The organism is Glutamicibacter sp. 363 (genome assembly GCF_052379505.1).
Classification (GTDB): Bacteria; Actinomycetota; Actinomycetes; order Actinomycetales; family Micrococcaceae; genus Glutamicibacter.
This window is the reverse complement of sequence record NZ_JBQSYR010000006.1, coordinates 66,229-86,168: the sequence shown is the minus strand read 5'-3', so window position 1 is coordinate 86,168 and position 19,940 is coordinate 66,229. Positions and strand designations below refer to the sequence as shown.

Here is a 19,940-nt window from a genome sequence, read left to right as displayed (position 1 = left end):
CACCGATCCGAGGCACTTTCTCGTCTCGGAAAAGTTCGCGTAATTAGTTGTCACCGCGCGAACGTGCTATAACGAATGAACTAAAACAATGCATGGAGCCGGCCTCACGAGCTTGGCACCTAGCACCGTTATGACCGGCGACGGTGGGAAGGAGCGAGGCATGGCAAACACGCCGAACCTGAACAATTCGAAGCGGCGCTCGATCTCACGCCTAGTACGTTTTGCGGGCCGAGGAAGCACACCGAGCACCTCGCCGACCTTGGAGCCGCTGCTGCGCACGGTGAAGTCCAAGCATCCCAAGGCGGACCTGGACCTGCTGATCCACGCCTACGAAGTGGCCGAGAAGCACCACGAGGGGCAAAAGCGCAAGAGCGGGGACCCCTACATCACCCACCCGGTGGCCGTAGCGACGATCCTCGCCGAAATGGGGATGACCGGTTCGATCCTCGCCGCCGCGCTGCTGCACGACACCGTGGAAGACACCGACTATTCGCTGGAATCGGTCACCAAGGAATTCTCCGAAGAGATCGCGATGCTCGTGGACGGCGTCACCAAGCTCGACAAGGTCACCTACGGGGACGCGGCCCCGGCCGAAACCGTCCGCAAAATGGTGGTCGCGATGTCCCGCGACATCCGCGTGCTGCTGATCAAGCTCGCCGACCGGCTGCACAACGCGCGCACCTGGCGCTACGTGTCCCCGGAGTCCAGCTCCCGCAAGGCGAAGGAAACCCTGGAGATCTTCGCGCCGCTGGCCCATCGGTTGGGCATGAACGCGGTCAAATGGGAGCTGGAAGACCTCTCCTTCGCCGCCTTACACCCCAAGGTGTACCAGGAGATCGTGCGCATGGTGGGGGACCGCACCCCGGAACGCGAAAAATACCTGGCCAGCCTCCGCGAACGGCTGAACAGCAAACTCGGCGAGCTGAACGTGCACGCCGCGGTGACCGGGCGCCCGAAGCACTACTACTCGATCTACCAGAAGATGATCGTGCGCGGCAAGGATTTCGACGACATCCACGACCTGATGGGCGTGCGCATCACCGTCGACTCGGTGAAGGACTGCTACGGCGCGCTGGGCGTGGTGCACGCCGAATGGAATCCGCTGCCCGGACGGTTCAAGGACTACATCGCGCTGCCGAAGCTGAACCTCTACCAGTCGCTGCACACCACGGTGATGGGTCCCGAAGGCAAGCCGGTGGAGATCCAGATCCGCACCCACGAGATGCATCTGCACGCCGAGAACGGGGTGGCCGCGCACTTCCAGTACAAGCACGGCGAACGCGGCGATTCGATGCTCTCCGCGGAGAAGAACATGGAATGGCTGCGCTCGTTGATGGAGTGGCAGGAAGACACCACCGACTCCGAGGAATTCCTCGACGGGTTGCGCTACACCATCAACTCCGCCGAGGTGTACGTGTTCACCCCGAAGGGCGACATCATGTCGCTGCCGGTCGGGGCCACGCCGATCGACTTCGCCTACTCCATCCACACCGATGTAGGCCACCGCACCATCGGCTCACGGGTCAATGGCAAGCTCGTTCCGCTGCACACCGAATTGAAGCAGGGCGACGTGGTGGAGGTCTTCACCTCCAAGGCCGAGGATGCCGGTCCTTCACAGGACTGGCAGAACTTCGTCAAATCCCCGCGCGCCAAGGCGAAGATCCGCGCCTACTTCAGCAAGGAGCGCCGCGAAGAAGCGATCGAAAAGGGCAAGGAGCTGCTCACCAAGGAGCTGCGCCGCAATCAGCTGCCGCTGCAGCGGCTGATGACCCACGAGCTGCTGACCACGGTGGCCACGAACCTGCACCACGTGGACATTTCGGCGCTTTACCAGTCCGTGGGCGACGGGCATACCAGTGCGCAGAACGTCATCGAGCATCTGGTGGCGCTCACCGGCCCGCCAGCGGGCGAACAGGTCGACGAGGAAGCCACGGTCACTCCGAGCCTCGCCAAGCCCACCACGGGCAACGACGCGGGCGTCATCGTCCAGGGCGTGGGCGATGTGCTGGTCAAGCTGGCCCGCTGCTGCACCCCGGTGCCCCCGGATGACATCGAAGGCTTCGTCACCCGAGGTGCCGGCGTCTCGGTGCACCGCACCGACTGCCTGAACCTGGCTCAGCTGTCCCAGCAGCCGGACCGGCTGGTCTCGGTCGCCTGGGCGGAGAAGCACCACGGGGTGTTCGTGGTCGAAATCCAGGTGGAGGCGCTGGACCGCAAGCAGCTGCTGTCAGATGTCACCCGGATCCTGTCCGAAAGCCACCTGAACATCCTCTCGGCCAGCGTGCAGACCAGCCGCGAACGCGTGGCGATCTCGCGCTTCTCCTTCGAGATGGGCGATCCGAAGTTCCTGAGCCACGTGCTCAACCAGGTCCGCCGCATCGATGGCGTGTACGACGTCTACCGCACCACCGCCGGCAGCCGCCGGTAGGCAGCATTGAGCCGAACCCCGCCACCGCGACCCGAGGTCAGCGGTGGCGGGGTTCGCTTTATGCCGCGCGCGCCTGGTAGGACTGCACCAGCCGCAGCGCGCGTTCCACCGGGGGAGCGGAATCGAGTCCCGCGAGCCGTTCGCCCACGGCGGCCAGGTTCAGGAACGGATCCTGGAGCCGCTGGATCTGGTTGAGCACGCTCGTCGCGATCGGCAACGGGTCGAAGCAGGCCACATCGCACACGGTGCGCAGCAATCCGGTGAGCTTCACCCGCTTGCGGTTCACCAGATCCGCCTCCTCGATCGGCAACTGCACAAATTCGAAGCTCAGCGAATTTCCGGGGCGGTAGGGCCGATGGTAGGCATTCGAAGAGATGCAGATCGTATTCACATGGGGCAGCAATCCGTGGATCCAGGCCGCGGTTTGCTGGCAGAACACGTCGTTTCTGCCCAGCTGGCGCCCGGCGAGGAACGCGGCGATGCCGGCGCGGGCGCTCGAGTCATAACGGAACCTGGTCTCCACAAAGCACCCGCCAATGGATTCGCGCAGCAGCCCATGGGTTTCCATGGCTCCGAGCTCATTGCGGGTGAAGGGTTCGCCGACGAGGAACAGGTCTTCGGGGATACGCAACGCGGCGACGCGCTGTCTTGTAACTTTCTCCATGAAGCTACTGAACCAGCAAGCGCCGCCGCGTAGGGGGTGTTCTGCCGAACTGTGGATTCTACTCCAGGTCGGCTGCCGACTTTTCCAGGGTGTTCAACCACATCTGGCGGGCGTCCAAGGCCTCCTGGGCCTTGGCGATCCGCTTGGCGTTGCCCTGCTTCTTCGCCGCGTCAAGATCCGCTTCGAGAGCCGCGATGGTCTCCTGCAGCTGGGTGAGCATCGAATTCGAGCGGGCCTTGGTCTCCGGGTTGGAACGGCGCCACTGCTCGTCTTCGGCGCCCTTGACACCCTCTTCGACCTGGCGCAGCGCCGATTCGACACGCTGCAGGTCCGCGCGCGGAACCTTGCCTGCCTCTTCCCAGCGGCCGCGGATGACATCGAGCTTCTGCTTGGTGATGGTCAGATCCTTCACCGGCAGCAGCGCGCGGGCCTCTTCGAGCAGGGCCTCCTTCACCACGAGGTTCTGCGCGTATTCGGCATCGACCTTCGCGTTTTCGGCGGCGCGGGCCTGGAAGAACACATCTTGTGCCGCGCGGAAACGGCCCCAGAGCGCGTCGTCGTCCTTGCGCGAGGCGCGGCGGGACTTCTTCCACTCGTCCATCAGCTTGCGGTACTCGGCGGCGGTCCCCGCCCAGTCGGTGGAGCTCGCCAGCGCCTCGGCGCGCGCGATCAGCTCTTCCTTGACCGTTTTGGCCTGCGCGTTGGTCGCGTCCAGCTGGGAGAAGTAGGCGCGGCGGTGCCGGTCGAAGGTGGTGCGGGCGGCGCGGAAGCGCTTCCACAGGGCATCTTCGGTGGCACGTGGCAACCGCACGGAGGAACGCTGGGTTTCCTTCCACGTGTCGAACAGCTCGTTCATCTCAGAGGACGCGGTCTTCCACTGGATCTGCTCGGGACGCTTCCCGGCCAGTGCCTCCGCCTGCTCGACCAGTCCTTCGCGGACCTTGAGCTGCTCGGCGCGAGCGGCCTCATTCGCCTGGCGCTGTGCGGCGGACAGGGTGCTCACCGCGCCGCGCAAGGACTCGATGCGGGCCTCGATGGCGCGGATGTCGCCGACCAGGTGGCGTTCGGCCACGGTCGCTGCGAGGGTGTCGAGGGTTTTGGGCATGTCGCCGCTGGGCGCCTTGGCCGCGACCCGCTGTTCGAGCAGCATCAGCTGCGAGACGACGTCATCGTACTTGCGCACGAAGTAGGCCAGGGCCTCTTCTTCGCTGGCGTCCGGGTACTGCCCGACCGGATGCTCGGTGCCGTCGATGATGACAAACACGTGCCCATCGTCGGTCACACGGGCAAATTTGGCCGCTTCTTCGAGGGGAGTGCTGTGGTCGACGGGCTGAGCCACTACCGGCTTCGCCACTGGCTTATGGGCCTGTGGCAAGGGGATGTTCGGGCTGTCGTCGGATTTCTGACTGGTGGTCACCGCTGAAACTCTTTCGCTTTACTGTTCGCTTGCTAGAGGTAACTCTACCTGTGACCTCCGTTTCTTAGTAAGCCGACGTGCACAGTAATCCAATGTGTTGCGTCGTAGGATAGATGGGCAACCAATTTGTACTAAGGAGTTTCATGGCACGCAAGGCCTCACTATCAGGTTTCCCCGAATGGCTTCCGGCCGAGCGGGCCGTCGAACAGCATGTGCTGGACACCTTGCGTCGCACCTTCGAACTCCATGGCTTCGCCAATATCGAAACGCGCGCGGTGGAAACCCGCGGGCAGCTGCTGCGCAAGGGCGAAATCGACAAGGAAGTCTACGGGCTCTCCCGGCTGGCCGCCGAAGCTGAGGACAAGAACGACCCCAACGCGCTGGCGCTGCACTTCGATCTGACCGTGCCCTTCGCCCGCTACGTGGTGGAAAACGCCGGACACCTGGCCTTCCCGTTCCGCCGCTACCAGATGCAGAAGGTCTGGCGTGGCGAGCGCCCGCAGGACGGGCGCTTCCGCGAATTCACCCAGGCGGATATCGACGTCGTCGGCGAGGGCAGCTTGCCCTTCAGCTACGACGTGGAGCTCGCGCTGACCATCGCGGATGCGCTCTCCGCCCTGCCCATCGGCGACTTCCGGCTGCGCGTGAACAACCGCAAGCTGGCCGAGGGCTTCTACCGCGGGCTGGGCCTGGAAGACCCGGACGCGGTGCTGCGCGCCATCGACAAGCTGGAGAAGATCGGCGAAGACGGCGTCGCCAAGATCCTGGTCACCGAGCTCGGGGCCAGCGAAGAGCAGGCCCGTGCCGCGCTGGCGCTCGCGGCGATCCGCACCCTGGACACCGGTTTCGTCGCCCAGGTGCGCGCCCTGGGCGTGGAGCACGAATTGCTGGACACCGGGCTCGACGAGCTCGCCCAGGTCATCGACGCCGCCTCGAAGCGTGCCCCGGGCAAGGTGATGGCGGATCTGTCCATCGCCCGCGGGCTGGATTACTACACCGGCACCGTCTATGAGACGGTGCTCGTCGGACACGAGTCCCTCGGTTCGATCTGCTCCGGCGGACGCTACGAATCGCTGGCCTCGAAGGGCAAGAAGAACTACCCGGGGGTGGGCCTGTCCATCGGTGTCACCCGGCTGATCTCGCGCATCCTCGCCGAGGAGCTGGCCAGCGCCGCGCGCGCCGTGCCCTCGGTGGTATATGTCACCTTGGCCAACGCCGATTCCTGGCACCAGGCCCAAGACGTCGCCTCCGCGCTGCGTGCCCGCGGCATCGCCTGCGAGGTGGCCTCGAGCGCCGAGAAGTTCGGCAAGCAGATCAAGTACGCTGACCGCCGCGGGATTCCGTTCGTCTGGTTCACCCAGGAGGACGGCACTCACGAGGTGAAGGACATCCGCTCCGGCGAGCAGCTGGCCGCGGATGCCGCCAGCTGGACGCCGCCGGCCGAAGATCTGCACAACACCGTCAACTAGCTGCGGTGCACTAAACTCGTCATCGAGAAGAACTGAAGAGATTTCACGTCTCAACCGACCGAAAGGATCGTAGTGCTACGCACTCATCAGCTGGGCGAACTCCGCGCCGAGCACATTGGACAGCAGGTCACCCTCACCGGTTGGGTCGCGCGTCGACGCGACCACGGTGGTGTGGCGTTCCTCGATTTGCGCGACGCCTCCGGCTTCGCCCAGATTGTGGTGCGCGACGAAGAGGACTTCCACCCGCTGCGCAATGAATTCGTGCTGCAGATCAAGGGCACCGTTGAGCGTCGCCCGGAAGGCAACGAGAACCCGAACCTGCCAACCGGTGAGATCGAGGTGATCGCCGATGAGGTGATCGTGCTGAACACCGCCGCGGCGCTGCCTTTCCAGATCGATGAGCACGTCGAGGTCGGCGAGGAGGCGCGGCTGCGCCACCGCTACCTGGATTTGCGCCGGCCGACCCCGGCCCGCAACCTGCGTCTGCGCTCCGAGGTCAACCGTGCCGCGCGCAACCTGCTGCACGACGAGGGCTTCGTCGAGATCGAAACCCCGACGCTGACCCGTTCCACTCCGGAAGGCGCCCGCGACTTCGTCGTGCCCGCCCGACTGAGCCCGGGCGCCTGGTACGCGCTGCCGCAGTCCCCGCAGCTGTTCAAGCAGCTCTTGCAGGTCGGCGGCTTCGAGAAGTACTACCAGATCGCGCGCTGCTACCGCGATGAGGACTTCCGTGCGGACCGCCAGCCGGAATTCACCCAGCTGGATATCGAAGCTTCCTTCGTCGAGGAAGATGACATCATCGAGCTCGGCGAGAAGCTGGTCAAGGAAATCTGGTCGTTGATCGACGTTGAGATCCCGACCCCGATCCGCCGCATGACCTACGCCGACGCGATGTCCAGCTACGGTTCGGACAAGCCGGATCTGCGCTTCGGCCTGGAACTGACCGAGATGACCGAGTACTTCGCGAACACTTCCTTCAAGGTCTTCCAGTCCGCCTATGTCGGCTCCGTGGTCATGCCAGGTGGCGCCGCGCAGCCGCGCCGCACCCTGGATGCCTGGCAGGAATTCGCCAAGCAGCGCGGCGCGAAGGGACTTGCCTACGTGCTGCTGAAGGAAGACGGCGAGCTGGCCGGCCCGGTGGCGAAGAACCTCTCCGATGAGGAGAAGGCCGGGTTGGCGCAGGCCACCGGCGCGAAGCCCGGTGACTGCATCTTCTTCTCCGCCGGCGACAAGGCCGAATCCCGGGCATTGCTCGGTGCGGTGCGCGTGGAGATCGGGCACCGCACCGGGTTGATCAAGGACGGCGACTGGGCGTTCGTGTGGATCGTTGATGCGCCGATGTTCGAGCCAGCCTCCGCGGCCGTCGCTTCCGGCGACGTGGCGGTGGGCGCCGGCGCCTGGACCGCAGTGCACCACGCCTTCACCAGCCCGAAGCCAGAGTTCATGGACACCTTCGACACGGATCCGGGCTCGGCCCTGTCCTACGCCTACGACATCGTCTGCAACGGCAACGAAATCGGTGGCGGTTCGATCCGTATCCACCAGCGCGACGTGCAGGAACGTGTCTTCAAGCTGATGGGCGTGTCCGACGAGCAGGCGCAGACCCAGTTCGGCTTCCTGCTGGAGGGCTTCAAATTCGGCGCTCCGCCGCATGGCGGCATCGCCCTGGGCTGGGACCGCGTGCTGCAGCTGCTCACCGGTTCCGAGTCGATCCGCGACGTCATCGCCTTCCCGAAGACCGGTGGCGGATTCGATCCGCTGACTGCCGCTCCTGCGCCGATCACCCCGGCGCAGCGCAAGGAAGCGGGCATCGATTTCAAGCCCGAGAAGAAGAAGGCCGAGGCCCCGGTGGCCGAAGCCGCCAAGTAGGTTCATAGTTCAGCTTCGCGGACTACAGCCGCAAGGAGCAGGTTGAAACGATTATTCGTTTCAACCTGCTCCTTTTTTGTTTTCGAACAGCTGCGGTGTCGTTGGACACGGGATAATTTTTGAACTAGGTTGAATTTTGACCTAGTTATCTGAAGGCAGTTCGGAGCAGCCAATGTCCCCGGAATCTCCCAGCGGAATCATCGAAGAGTACCCAGAAGCAGACCGCGCATGGGCCCAAACTTTCCTGGTTTCCATCGCTTGGAACGACCTCTCCAACGAGCAATGCCGCAACGAGCTGCGCAATCAGCTTGCTGCCGTGCACGATAGCGGTACCGGTGCCGACGAACTGTTTGGCGATCCGTGGAAATACGGCGTGCAACGTGCCCAAGCAACGCTTACGCCCCAGCAGCGGGCCAACGCAGAGCTCACGGTGCAGACCGGTACCGCGCTGCTCGCCGTCGTTGGCATGCTGGCCGGGCTGATCTGCGTGGGCTTCGGCCTATGGATTGGCTTCCGCGACGGATGGGCGAATTATTCATGGCACTACTGGCAGCTGGCGGCCCTGGCCGGAGGGGTTGGCATTGCCGCTTCGGCCCACCTTTGGTGGTTCTACCGCTTGAAGGGGCGTTTCGAAGCTTCCTGGCTGATCGGTATTTCCGGGTGCCTGGCAAGCATCGCCGCGGCTATTGGGATCGCCGTCCTTGGCGGCGAAGGCCACCTGCCGGTGCCAAATTGGCTGGCGCCGCTCCTTGGGGCGGCGGCAGCGCTCGGCTCCTGGTTCCTGCCCTTCACCAGGGCCGAGGAAAAACCCTCAGCCAGCACGGCGGCAGCCCTTGATCCGAGCGGCTGGTTCGACGAGGTAGCGCGATTGCTGCGTGGCCGCTACGGAATGAACGCGAAGGAAGCCCGGGAGGCACTGGCTGCGGCACGCCAGCATGGTTCTGATCTCGGTGCGGCAGGCAGCAGCGTGGACATGCTCGAGGAATTCGGGTCACCCAGCACCTTTGCCATCGGGCTGGCGGTGAATACCGAAAGTGCGCTCAAGCGGCGCTGGCTGCTCCGTCGCCTGCTGCCGCTGGCCGTCGCATGCGTCTATGGCATGAGCCTCATTCCGGAGCTGCTGGAACCAGGGATCAGCGGTTGGAAGATTTTCATCGCGATAGCATTCATGGTGTTCATCGGCATCTCGCTCTACCAGCTGCGCCGCGCCGATCGGGCGGACTACGTCCAAGCCAAGCTTGCCGAACGCCGGGCGCATGCCCAGGCGGTGCAGGAAGGCCGCGATGAGTAGCGAATTTCCCGGCTCCTGGCAGCGCGCGATGCTGCCGATGCTATTGCTTGCCGAGCTGTCCGGCGGTCAAGCCCATGGCTATGCGCTGTCCAAATCCTTGCAGGAACGCGGATTCGGGCCGATCAAGGGCGCGACGCTCTATCCCGCACTGGCCAAGCTGGAAGCTTCCGGACTGCTCGGAACACGGTGGGAGGAAGGCCAAGGCGGACCGGGGCGAAAAGTCTACGAGCTCTCCGCCGCCGGCCGCTCCGAACTGCAGGCGCAGCGCGCCAGCTTCGACCGGCTCGTGCACCTGGTCCGGGCCACGGGCCGCTAGGCCAGCTCTGCGGAATCCACGATTACCGTGAATGGGCCGGAATTTGTGAGGTTGACCTCCATCATCGCGCCGAACACCCCGGTCTCCACGCTGGCGCCGAGGTCGCGCAGGTAGTCCACGAAGTATTCGTAGAGCGGTTCGCTGTGCGCGCCGGGCGCCGCCGCCGACCAGGAGGGGCGCCGGCCCTTGCGCACCGCGGCGTAGAGCGTGAATTGGCTGACCACCAGCAGCGGCGCGCCAAGCGATTCGCAGCTTGCCTCATCCTCCAAGATGCGCAGCCCGTAGATCTTCTGCGCCACCTTGCGGGCGGTAGCCTCGTCATCCTCGTGCGTGATGCCTAGAAGCACCACGAGCCCCGGGCCCGGTAGCTGCCCGACGATCGAACCCTCGACTTCGACGCTGGCCCGGCTGGCTCGTTGTAATACTGCGCGCATGTGATCCTTTCTTCGCAGCTACCAGAGTATCGGTAGGCTGGGGGAGTGAACGATTTGCTGGATGCCCTGGACGACGGTTCGATCAAGCGCCCGCGCCCGCCGCTGGCGGTGCGCATGCGCCCCAAGACGCTCGATGAGCTGGTCGGCCAGCAGCACCTGCTGGGCCCCGGTTCCCCGCTGCGCCAGCTCGCCGAGCACCCGGAAACCGGGTTGGCCGGCCCGGCCAGCGTGATTCTCTACGGCCCGCCGGGCATCGGCAAGACCACCATCGCGCATGTGATCGCCCGCGCCACGGACCGCAAGTTCGTCGAGCTCTCGGCGATCACCGCCGGGGTGAAGGATGTGCGCCGGGTGATCGACCAGGCCAAGGACGACCGCGACCTGCGCGGGATGACCACGGTGCTGTTCCTCGACGAGATCCACCGCTTCAACAAGGCCCAGCAGGATGCGCTGCTGCCCGGGGTGGAGAACCGGGTGGTGGTGCTCGTCGCGGCCACCACCGAAAACCCGTCCTTCTCGGTGATCTCGCCGCTGCTCTCGCGCTCGCTGCTGCTGACCCTGCGCCCGCTGACCGACGCGGATGTGGCCGCGCTGCTGGAGCGGGCGGTTGACGATGAGCGCGGCTTCGATGCGCAGGTGATCCTGCCGGCCGAGCAGCGCGACGCGATCGTGCGCCTGGCCCAGGGCGATGCCCGCCGTTCGCTCACCGTGCTGGAAGCCGCCGGCGCGGTGGCCTGGAATGCCGCCGGAACCGCGGGGCAGCCGCCGATCGAGATCGGCGACGAGCATGTGCAGCTGGCCATGGACCAGGCGGTGCAGCGCTACGACAAGGACGGGGACCAGCACTACGACATCATCTCCGCGTTCATCAAGTCGATCCGCGGCTCGGATGTGGATGCGGCCCTGCACTATCTGGCGCGCATGCTTTCGGCCGGGGAGGACCCGCGGTTCATCGCCCGCCGGCTGATGATCAGCGCCTCGGAGGATATCGGCATGGCCGATCCCGCCGCCCTGCCGCTGGCGGTGGCCGCCGCGCAGTCGGTGGCGCTGACCGGGATGCCGGAGGCCCGGATCATGCTCGGGCACGCCACCGTGCACCTGGCCACCGCGCCGAAGTCCAACGCCGCCTACAACGCGATCAACGAGGCGCTGGCCGACGTGGCCGCCGGCAAGGGCGCGCTGGTCCCGGACCATCTGCGCGACGCGCACTACCCGGGGGCCAAGGCGCTGGGCCACGGGGTGGGCTACATCTACTCCCACGATGCCCCGCATTCGATCGCCAGCCAGCAGTACCTGCCCGATGACCTGATCGGCACCGACTACTACCGCCCCAACGCCAACGGGACCGAACGCTCGCTGGGCGATCGGCTGGCGCGGCTGCGCGAGATCATTCGGCGCAAGGACAAGAAGAAACGTTAGCGAGCTTCGTTACAGCTCACCTGCTGGCCGGGGTGCATCGTGTAGACTTGATCCTTGGCTGGCAAGCCATGCCACCCGCGCGAGTCATCGTTCGGGAGGCAAGGTTGCAGTGGTCGAGGGCCGCGACGCCCCAACACTCTCCGTCCCGGAGGCCAGTAGATCCCGTCGCTAAAACGAAAAGGACACACATATGGCTAACGCCCGTGCCCGCCGTACCGTGCGCCTCTCGCGCGCACTCGGCCTTGCCCTGACTCCAAAAGCTGAAAAGTACATGGAGCGTCGTCCCTACGGTCCCGGCCAGCATGGCCGTGCCCGCAAGAAGCAGGACAGCGATTACGCGGTTCGTCTGCGCGAAAAGCAGCGTTTGCGTGCCCAGTACGGCATCCGCGAAGTTCAGATGCTGAACGCATTCAAGGAAGCCAAGCGCCTCGGCGGCCAGACCGGTGACAACCTGTTGGCACTGCTCGAGTCCCGCCTGGATGCCCTGGTGCTGCGTGCAGGCTTCGCCCGCACCATCCAGCAGGCCCGTCAGCTGGTTGTGCACCGCCACATCCTGGTTAACGGCCAGCGCGTGGACCGCCCATCGTTCAAGGTGCAGCCGGGTCAGCTGATCCACGTGCACGAACGCAGCGAGAAGATGGTTCCATTCCAGATGGCAGCAGCAGGTGAGCACTCACAGGTGCTGCCAGCAGCTCCTGCCTACCTGGACGTGAAGCTGGAAGCCTTGCAGGCTACCTACCTGCGCGCTCCTGAGCGTGCAGAGATCCCAGTGACCTGCGAAGAGAACCTCGTGGTCGAGTACTACGCACGCTAAATCTAGCGCGTGTTCAATGGCCCGCAACCGACTCGGTTGCGGGCCATTGGCTTAACTACCTATATCAGCTCGCGGTTCGCTAAGCTGGACTGGCAGCAAACACCCAAAGCAGAAGAGGAAGCACATGTCGGGTTCGGATATTGCAGGGCTCATCGCAGCCGGCGTCTTTGCCATTCTGGTGGCATTGTTGGCGGTGCCGATCATCAAGTTGGGCAGGGTGTTTGATGAGCTTCGCAACTCGATCAAGGACCTCTCGGACGGGACGACCCCGCTGATTGGCGAAGTTGCCAATACCGTCGCCACGACCAACGACCAGCTCAAGAAGGTCGACGCGATCACCTCGAACGTCTCCGATGCGAGCGCCAACGTCTCCGCGCTGTCCTCCTTGGTGGCAGCCACCGTGGGCAAGCCACTGATCAAGATCGCCGCATTCACCTCGGGTGTGCAGGCAGCGATCAATGCGAACACCAGCGGCAAGGGCCGCCGCAGCCGTTAGGGGAGACTAGAATGAAAAAGCTTTTGTGGGTTGTTATCGGCGTGGGCGTCGGAGTCCTCGCCACCAAGAAATACACCGAAGTATCCTCCGGGGCGGCCCTGAACCGTCAGGTCGGCAAGTACGCCGACCGCATCTCGGAGGTAGTGGGGGCATTCCGCGAAGGAATGAACTCCCGCGAAGTAGAATTACGTTCCGCCTTGGGCGTGGACACCGCTAAGTGAAGGGATCATCCGTAACACGATGAAAACGCAGGAAATTGCACGCCGCTGGGTCGACTTCTTCGTCGCGAAGGGGCACACAGCGGTACCCAGCGCCTCGCTGGTCTCATCTGACCCGTCGCTGTTGTTCACGGTGGCCGGCATGGTCCCATTCATCCCTTACCTGACCGCCCAGGAGGAGGCGCCGTACGCGCGCGCCACCTCGGTGCAGAAGTGCATCCGCACCGGAGACATCGAAGAGGTCGGCAAGACCGTACGCCACGGCACGTTCTTCCAGATGTGCGGCAACTTCTCCTTCGGCGATTACTTCAAGAAGGAAGCGATCCACTTCGCCTGGGAGCTGCTGACCGGTTCGCTCGCGGACGGCGGCTACGGCCTGGATCCCGAGCGCCTCTGGGTCACCGTCTACGAAGACGGCGCGGAGAAGGACGAGGAAGCCCGGCGCATCTGGGAAGAGCAGATCGGCATCCCGCGCGAACGCGTGGTGGGCACCGGCAAGGAAGACAACTACTGGAACACCGGCCAGCCCGGCCCCGGCGGTCCCTGCTCGGAGATCTACTACGACCGCGGCGCCGAGTACGGCCTGGACGGGGGACCGGCGGTCGACGAAACCCGTTTCATCGAAATCTGGAACCTGGTCTTCATGCAGTACCGGCTCTCCGCGGTGCGTTCCAAAACCGACTTCGACGTCGCCGGCGAACTGCCCAAGCGCAATATCGACACCGGCCTGGGACTCGAACGCCTGGCGATGATCCTGCAGGGCGTGGAGAACATGTACGAGACCGACCAGCTGCGGCCGGTGCTCGACAAGGCCGCCGAGCTGTCCGCGGTCAGCTACACCTCCACCGAGGACCCGGAAGATCCGAACCACGCCAACGACGTGCGCCTGCGCATGATCGCGGACCACATCCGCTCCTCGCTGATGCTCATCTCCGATGGCGTCACCCCCGGCAACGAGGGCCGCGGCTACGTGCTGCGCCGGCTGATCCGCCGCGCGGTGCGCGCCATGCGCCTGATGGGCGTGGACTCCGAGGTGCTCCCGGAGCTGCTGCCGGTCTCGCGTGACGCGATGAAGGGCGTCTACCCGATCGTCGAAGAAGACTTCGCCCGCATCGGACGCATCGCCTACGCCGAGGAGCGCGCCTTCCGCCGCACCATCGCCTCGGGCACCACCCGGCTGGACGACGCGCTGAAGCAGGCAAAAACCGCGGGCCGCGAGCTGACCGGCGACGACGCCTTCGCGCTGCACGACACCTTCGGCTTCCCGATCGACCTGACCCTGGAGATCGCCGCCGAGGCGGGCCTGGCGGTGGACGAGAAGCGCTTCCGCGAACTGATGACCGAACAGCGCACCCGGGCGCAGAAGGACGCGAAGTCCAAGAAGGCCGGGCACGCGGACCTGTCGGTATTCACCAAGCTCGCCGAGGCGGGCAAGGTGGAGTTCACCGGCTACGACACGCTGGTGGGCGAATCGAAGATCCGCGGCATCGTCTCCGGCGGCCAGGTGGTGAACTTCGCCGAACAGGGCCAGGAAATCGAGCTGGTGCTCGACGAGACCCCGTTCTACGCCGAGGCCGGCGGCCAGGCCGGCGACATCGGCCTGATCACCGGCGACGGCTTCGTCCTGGAGGTCACCGACGTGCAGGCCCCGATCAAGGGGCTGAACGTGCACAAGGTGATCGTGCGCGAGGGTGAACTGCCTGCCGAGGCGCTGGTGCGCACCGAGGTGGACGCGGCGCGCCGCCACTCCGGGGAGCAGGCCCACTCGGCCACGCACCTGGTGCACGCGGCCCTGCGCGAGCTGCTCGGGGACACCGCCACCCAGGCCGGTTCCTTCAACAAGGCCGGATACCTGCGCTTTGACTTCTCCTGGGCCGAGGCGCTTTCCGCGGCGGCCCGCACCGAGGTCGAAGAGGTGGTGAACCTGGCGATCGCCTCGAACCACCAGGTGATCACCAACGAGATGGCCATGGCCGAGGCGCAGAAGCTGGGCGCGATGAGCCTCTTCGGCGAAAAGTACGGCAACGCCGTGCGCGTGGTGGAGATGAACGGGGCCTGGTCGCGCGAGCTGTGCGGTGGCACCCACGTGCCGTCCACCTCCCGCATCGGGCAGCTGACCCTGCTCTCCGAGGCATCGGTGGGTTCGGGCAACCGCCGCGTCGAAGCGCTGGTGGGCATGGAGGCGTTCCGCCACGGAGCCGCCGAGCGTGCGCTGGTTTCCGAGCTGTCGGGCCTGTTCCGCGTGCCCTCCAACCAGGTGTCCGAGCGCGTGAACGACACGGTGGCGAAGCTGAAGGCCGCCGAAAAGCAGATCGCGGAGCTCAAGAGCGCCGCGATGCTCGCCCAGTCGGCCAGCCTGCTGGAGCAGGTGCAGAGCATCGGGAACACCCGGCTGCTGGCGCACAACGCCGGACAGATCGATTCGGCCGACGCGCTGCGCACCATGGCCCTTGACCTGCGCGGCAAGCTCGGCGCGCAGGCCGCGGTGATCGTGCTGATCGGCGTGTCGAACTCCCGTCCGCTGGTGCTCGCGGTGACCAACGACGAGGCGCGCGCCAACGGCTTCAAGGCAGGCGCGCTGGTGCGCACCGCAACCGGGGTACTCGGCGGCGGCGGCGGCGGCAAGGACGATATGGCCCAAGGCGGCGGAGCGGACGAATCGAAGATCGACGACGCGCTCGCGGCGATCCGGGCGGCCCTTGCCAATGGCTAAGCTAGCGTTCGGCGTCGACGTGGGCCTGGCCCGCGTCGGCGTCGCCGTCTCCGATCCGTCGGGAATCCTCGCGACCCCGGTGATGACCCTGCGCCGCGATGCGAAGAAGAACTCCGATCGCCGCCTGCTCTTGCGCATGATCGTTGACCGTGAGGTCTCCGAGGTGTTCATCGGGGAACCGAAATCACTGGCCGGGAATTCCACGGAATCCACGAAAATGGCTCGTGACTACGCGATCGCCTTGGCCGAGGAGGCAAATGCGGCTAGCATCGAGGTTGAGATTTTCTTGGTTGACGAACGGTTGAGCACGGTCAGCGCGCACCGCTCGTTGCACGCCTCGGGGCGCCGCATGCAAGACCATCGCCAGGTCGTTGACCAGGCGGCCGCCATTGAAATCCTGCAACAGGTGCTTGAAATGCGACGTAATGGTGTGCGCGTTCAAGCCAGCCGCATCGTGCTGAAGTAACCGCGCGCCGCGAGAATCCACAGGGAGAATTGATGCGAGAAGAAGCCCGCCGCGAACGGCAGCGTGAAACCTTTTCCGAGCTTTACGCGCGTTTTGCAGCTGGCGAGCCGCAAGGCCTCGCAACACCAACTACCCCGGAACTGACCGGTGAGCAGCTCTACGGCGGTGCAGATTCGGCCGCGGCCGAGCTGCACCGCGAGCCGGAACCGGCCATGGCAGACGCCGAGCCGCAGCCGGCGCCCGAATCCTTGCTCGGCACGGTGCCCGCCAGCGGCGCGGCGAAGGCGCGCAAGAAGCGCAGCAAACGCCGCCGCAACCTGGTGATGCTCGCAACCTTCTTGATCTTCGCCGTCGTGGTCGCCGGGTCCTTCTATTTCATCCGTTCGCTGGTCAAGCAGTTCAACCCGGATGACTACCCGGGCCCGGGCGGCCAAGCGGTCGAATTCACCGTGGAGGACGGCTGGGGTCCGGCGCTGATCTCGCGCAAGCTCGAGGAACTCGACGTGGTGGCCAGCGACAAGCTGTTCATGGACGCGCTGGAGGACTCGAAGGCGGACAATGTGGTCATTCACCCCGGAACCTATCCGCTGAAGCTGCAGATGCCCGCCGCGGACGCGACCGAGGTGCTGGTCGATAATCGTCCGGACAAGGTCTTCTACATCGGGTTGAAGGCGAATCTGCGGCTGCAGGCCTCGCTGGCCGAAATCGCCAAGGGCTCCGGGCTCGACGAGAAGAAATTGGGCGAGCTGGCGAACCAGCCCGAGAAGTTCGGGCTGCCCGAGTCGGTGAAGAACCTCGAAGGCTGGCTGCACCCGGGCGAATACCGTTTTGCCCTGGATACCAGCGCCGAGAAGGTGCTCACCGAATTGGTGGATTCGACCAAGACCGCCTTGCAAGATGCCGGAGTCAATGACCTGGGCGAAGGCTACCGGGCGTTGAAGGTCGCCTCGATTCTGCAGGCCGAAGCCACCCCGAAGGACTATGCCACGGTGGCCGGAGCCATCGAAAACCGGTTGAACCCGAACAACGTGGAGACCCATGGCCTGCTGCAGACCGACTCCACGGTGATCTACGGGCTTGACCGGTACTCCTTGCAGTTCACCGCGACCGAGAAAAGGGACGCAGGCAACCAGTACAACACCTATGTGCACACCGGGCTGCCGCCGACCCCGATCGGCTCCCCGGCAACCTCCGCGATCGATGCGGCGGTCAACCCGGCGGATAACGGCTTCTACTACTGGGTGACGGTCAATACGCAGAGCGGCGAGACGAAATTCGCCTCGAACTATGCCGAGCACCAGGTGAACCAGAACGAATTCCGCGCCTGGTGCGCGGCGAATGCGGAGGTCTGCAAGTAATGCGCGCCGCCGTCTTGGGCCAACCCATCAAGCATTCCAAATCCCCGGTGCTGCATCGAGCGGCCTATGAGCTGCTCGGCGCCGACATCGACTATCGGGCCATCGAGCTGGACCCGTCCCAGGCCCCGGAGCAGGCGGCCAAAATGCGTGCCGGCGGGTGGGCCGGATGTTCGGTGACCATGCCGTTGAAGGATGTCTTCGTTCCGCTGATGGATGAGGTTTCACCGCGCGTGGCGCGCCTGGGCGCGCTGAACACCATCGTGGTGCGCCCCGACGGCGCCCTCTATGGGCAGAATACCGACGTGGACGGGATCGTGCTGGCGCTGGCCGACGCGCGGCTGCGCCAAGCATCGAGGGGCACCGTGCTGGGCGCCGGCAATACGGCCTTGGCGGCCATCGAAGCGGCCGCGGAACTTGGCGTCAAGGAACTCAAGCTGGTGGTGCGCGACGCCACCCGTGCGCAGCGGGCCACCGCACTGGCCGGCCAGCTGGGCCTGCGCGTGCAGCTGGTGCAGGTGCAGGATCTGGGTGCCGGCGGCATCGCCGCTGACCACCTGGTGATCAGCACGCTGCCGCCGCGCGCCGCCGACAGCTGGGTGCCGCATCTGGGCCGCGGCCAGGGGCTGCTGCTGGATGTCGCCTATGACCCGTGGCCGAGCAAACTGGCCGAGTCCTGGGCCGGCACGGTGATCTCCGGGCTTCATATGCTGGTGCACCAGGCGGTGGAGCAAGCCCGTTATTTCAGCGCCGCAGACTTCGACACGCACACCCGCGAAAACGTCACAAATGCGATGTATCGCTCACTGGGGCTTCATCGACGCGGTTAATGAGGCCATGTCATGGCAAAATAGAATCCATGTTGCGTTGGTTGACGGCGGGCGAATCACACGGCCCGGCACTAGTTGGAATTCTTGAAGGCCTACCCGCCGGAGTCTCGGTGGACAGCGAAGCGGTGCGCGATGCACTGGCTCGGCGGCGCCTGGGCTACGGCCGAGGCGCGCGCATGAAGTTTGAAAAGGACCAGGTCACCTTCCTCGGTGGCGTGCGCCACGGAAAGACCCAGGGCGGACCGGTAGCCATCGAAATCGGGAACACCGAATGGCCCAAATGGGAACGCGTGATGAACTCGGACCCGGTTGACCTGGACGAACTGGCCTCGATGGCGCGCAACGCGCCGCTGACCCGCCCGCGTCCGGGGCACGCGGACTTCACCGGCATGCAGAAGTACGGTTTCGACGATGCCCGTCCGGTGCTCGAGCGCGCCAGCGCCCGCGAAACCGCGGCCCGCGTGGCCCTCGGCTCGGTAGCCCAGGCCTTTCTGGCCGATCTGGGCATCGAACTCGTCTCGCACACCACCGCCATCGGCGCCGTCGCGGCGCCCCTCGACGCACCGCTGCCCACCCTGGGGGACGTTGCGGCGTTGGACGCGGATCCATTGCGCTGCTTCCACGGGGAAACCTCGGCCGCCATGGTCGCCGAGGTCGATGACGCGCACAAGGCGGGGGAGACCCTGGGCGGCGTCGTGGAGGTGCTGGCCTACAACCTGCCTCCGGGCATCGGCTCCTACGTGCATTGGGACCGCCGGCTGGACTCCCGGCTGGCCGGCGCGCTGATGGGCATTCAGGCCATCAAGGGTGTTGAGGTCGGCGACGGCTTCCTCACCGCCGCCCGACGCGGTTCGGCCGCCCACGACGCGATCGTGCCGGCCACCGCGGGCGGAATCAAGCGCGAAACCAATCGAGCCGGCGGCATCGAGGGCGGCATGAGCATCGGCGAGGTGCTGCGCGTGCGTGCGGCGATGAAACCGATCGCCACCGTGCCGCGCGCCCTGGCCACCATCGACACGGCCACCGGCGAGGAAACCACCGCCCACCACCAGCGTTCGGATGTGTGCGCGGTGCCCGCCGCCGGCGTTGTCGCCGAGGCGATGGTCGCGCTGGTCCTGGCCCAGTCGCTGCTGGAGAAGTTCGGCGGAGACTCGGTCACCGAAACCAAGCGCAATATCCAAAGCTACCTGGCCAGCATTCCCGCCAATCTAGGGTCGACCGGAGTCTAACCGGCAGATGATTTACCTCATTGGGCCGATGGCCAGCGGCAAGTCAACTGTGGGCAAGGCGCTGGCCAAGGCGCTGGGCACCGATTTCGCCGATTCCGACGCGCACATCGTCGCCGCCCATGGTTCGATTCCGCAGATCTTTGCCGAACACGACGAAGCCTACTTCCGTGATCTGGAGGTCGCCGCACTGGCCGAACTGCGGGCCGGGGTGATCGCCACCGGCGGCGGGGCCGTGCTGCGCGAAGAAAACCAGGCGGTGCTGCGCGGCGGGACCGTGATCTACTTGGCGATGACCCTCGCCACGGCCAAACGCCGGCTGGCCGGGGATACGAACCGCCCGCTGCTGGCCGGTGACCAAAGCCTCACCACCTGGACCAGGCTCTACGAAGCCCGCCACGATATCTATGAAACCCTTGCTGATCTGACCTTACAGGTAGACAATCTGAGCGTTGCCCAGCTTGTCGAAGCCATCGAGAGCCATGTGATTCACAGCACGAGATAGCGAATCCCAG

At 65.3% G+C, this 19,940-nt stretch carries 18 protein-coding genes; 15 read left to right on the top strand and 3 right to left on the bottom strand.

The annotated features are described in order from the left end of the window. Positions 1-160 precede the first annotated feature (160 nt). Positions 161-2,428, top strand: a complete 2,268-nt coding sequence (locus ACT3UA_RS05225) for a RelA/SpoT family protein (RefSeq protein WP_444615659.1) — start codon at positions 161-163, stop codon at positions 2,426-2,428. Positions 2,429-2,486: 58 nt separating this feature from the next. On the opposite strand, the gene ACT3UA_RS05220 is transcribed toward ACT3UA_RS05225, so the two are convergent. Together ACT3UA_RS05220 and ACT3UA_RS05215 are read right to left on the bottom strand one after the other, a co-directional pair. After that, positions 2,487-3,092: a hypothetical protein gene (locus ACT3UA_RS05220; protein ID WP_141393500.1), complete on the bottom strand. Its 606-nt coding sequence runs from the start codon at positions 3,090-3,092 to the stop codon at positions 2,487-2,489. 58 nt (positions 3,093-3,150) lie between these two features. Further along, on the bottom strand, positions 3,151-4,509 hold the full coding sequence (locus ACT3UA_RS05215) for a DUF349 domain-containing protein (RefSeq protein WP_096284822.1): 1,359 nt from the start codon (positions 4,507-4,509) through the stop codon (positions 3,151-3,153). A gap of 143 nt (positions 4,510-4,652) precedes the next feature. Between ACT3UA_RS05215 and hisS the strand changes: the two genes are divergently transcribed. The 4 genes from hisS to ACT3UA_RS05195 all read left to right on the top strand — a co-directional run bounded on the left by hisS (position 4,653) and on the right by ACT3UA_RS05195 (position 9,454). Continuing rightward, positions 4,653-5,978 (top strand): histidine--tRNA ligase, encoded by a 1,326-nt coding sequence (gene hisS / locus ACT3UA_RS05210; RefSeq protein WP_444615658.1) that lies wholly within the window; start codon positions 4,653-4,655, stop codon positions 5,976-5,978. Positions 5,979-6,050: 72 nt separating this feature from the next. After that, positions 6,051-7,847: an aspartate--tRNA ligase gene (gene aspS, locus ACT3UA_RS05205; protein WP_096284818.1), complete on the top strand. Its 1,797-nt coding sequence runs from the start codon at positions 6,051-6,053 to the stop codon at positions 7,845-7,847. A gap of 172 nt (positions 7,848-8,019) precedes the next feature. Next, complete coding sequence (locus ACT3UA_RS05200; protein WP_096284816.1) at positions 8,020-9,138, top strand: hypothetical protein; 1,119 nt, start codon at positions 8,020-8,022, stop codon at positions 9,136-9,138. Beyond that, the gene (locus ACT3UA_RS05195; protein ID WP_096284814.1) at positions 9,131-9,454 is read left to right on the top strand and encodes a PadR family transcriptional regulator; all 324 of its coding nucleotides are present in this window, start codon (positions 9,131-9,133) and stop codon (positions 9,452-9,454) included. Before ACT3UA_RS05200 ends, ACT3UA_RS05195 begins: the two co-directional genes overlap by 8 nt. Here ACT3UA_RS05195 and dtd read toward each other — a convergent pair. Continuing rightward, positions 9,451-9,888, bottom strand: a complete 438-nt coding sequence (gene dtd, locus ACT3UA_RS05190) for a D-aminoacyl-tRNA deacylase (protein ID WP_096284812.1) — start codon at positions 9,886-9,888, stop codon at positions 9,451-9,453. The two genes, ACT3UA_RS05195 and dtd, sit on opposite strands and share 4 nt — an antisense overlap. Before the next feature lie 45 nt (positions 9,889-9,933). Here dtd and ACT3UA_RS05185 point away from each other — a divergent pair, with 45 nt between their 5' ends. The 10 genes from ACT3UA_RS05185 (at position 9,934) to ACT3UA_RS05140 (ending at position 19,930) form a co-directional block, all read left to right on the top strand. Continuing rightward, positions 9,934-11,307 (top strand): replication-associated recombination protein A, encoded by a 1,374-nt coding sequence (locus tag ACT3UA_RS05185; RefSeq protein WP_255248383.1) that lies wholly within the window; start codon positions 9,934-9,936, stop codon positions 11,305-11,307. 190 nt (positions 11,308-11,497) lie between these two features. Next, positions 11,498-12,121 (top strand): 30S ribosomal protein S4, encoded by a 624-nt coding sequence (gene rpsD / locus ACT3UA_RS05180; protein ID WP_096284810.1) that lies wholly within the window; start codon positions 11,498-11,500, stop codon positions 12,119-12,121. A 124-nt stretch (positions 12,122-12,245) separates the two neighbouring features. Next, positions 12,246-12,617, top strand: a complete 372-nt coding sequence (locus tag ACT3UA_RS05175) for a DUF948 domain-containing protein (protein WP_096284808.1) — start codon at positions 12,246-12,248, stop codon at positions 12,615-12,617. Between the two features lie 11 nt (positions 12,618-12,628). Beyond that, on the top strand, positions 12,629-12,838 hold the full coding sequence (locus ACT3UA_RS05170) for a hypothetical protein (protein ID WP_096257770.1): 210 nt from the start codon (positions 12,629-12,631) through the stop codon (positions 12,836-12,838). Between the two features lie 19 nt (positions 12,839-12,857). Continuing rightward, the gene (gene alaS / locus ACT3UA_RS05165; protein ID WP_096284806.1) at positions 12,858-15,548 is read left to right on the top strand and encodes an alanine--tRNA ligase; all 2,691 of its coding nucleotides are present in this window, start codon (positions 12,858-12,860) and stop codon (positions 15,546-15,548) included. After that, positions 15,541-16,014 (top strand): Holliday junction resolvase RuvX, encoded by a 474-nt coding sequence (ruvX, locus tag ACT3UA_RS05160; RefSeq protein WP_096284804.1) that lies wholly within the window; start codon positions 15,541-15,543, stop codon positions 16,012-16,014. Before alaS ends, ruvX begins: the two co-directional genes overlap by 8 nt. Before the next feature lie 32 nt (positions 16,015-16,046). Continuing rightward, positions 16,047-17,372 carry an endolytic transglycosylase MltG gene (gene mltG, locus ACT3UA_RS05155; RefSeq protein ID WP_096284802.1) on the top strand — a complete coding sequence of 442 codons (1,326 nt, stop codon included), beginning with the start codon at positions 16,047-16,049 and terminating at the stop codon, positions 17,370-17,372. Beyond that, the gene (locus ACT3UA_RS05150; RefSeq protein WP_096284800.1) at positions 17,372-18,199 is read left to right on the top strand and encodes a shikimate dehydrogenase family protein; all 828 of its coding nucleotides are present in this window, start codon (positions 17,372-17,374) and stop codon (positions 18,197-18,199) included. Before mltG ends, ACT3UA_RS05150 begins: the two co-directional genes overlap by 1 nt. 29 nt (positions 18,200-18,228) lie before the next feature. Next, positions 18,229-19,428: a chorismate synthase gene (gene aroC, locus ACT3UA_RS05145; RefSeq protein ID WP_096284798.1), complete on the top strand. Its 1,200-nt coding sequence runs from the start codon at positions 18,229-18,231 to the stop codon at positions 19,426-19,428. A 7-nt stretch (positions 19,429-19,435) separates the two neighbouring features. Next, positions 19,436-19,930 (top strand): shikimate kinase, encoded by a 495-nt coding sequence (locus ACT3UA_RS05140; protein WP_096284796.1) that lies wholly within the window; start codon positions 19,436-19,438, stop codon positions 19,928-19,930. The last annotated feature ends 10 nt before the right edge of the window (positions 19,931-19,940 follow it).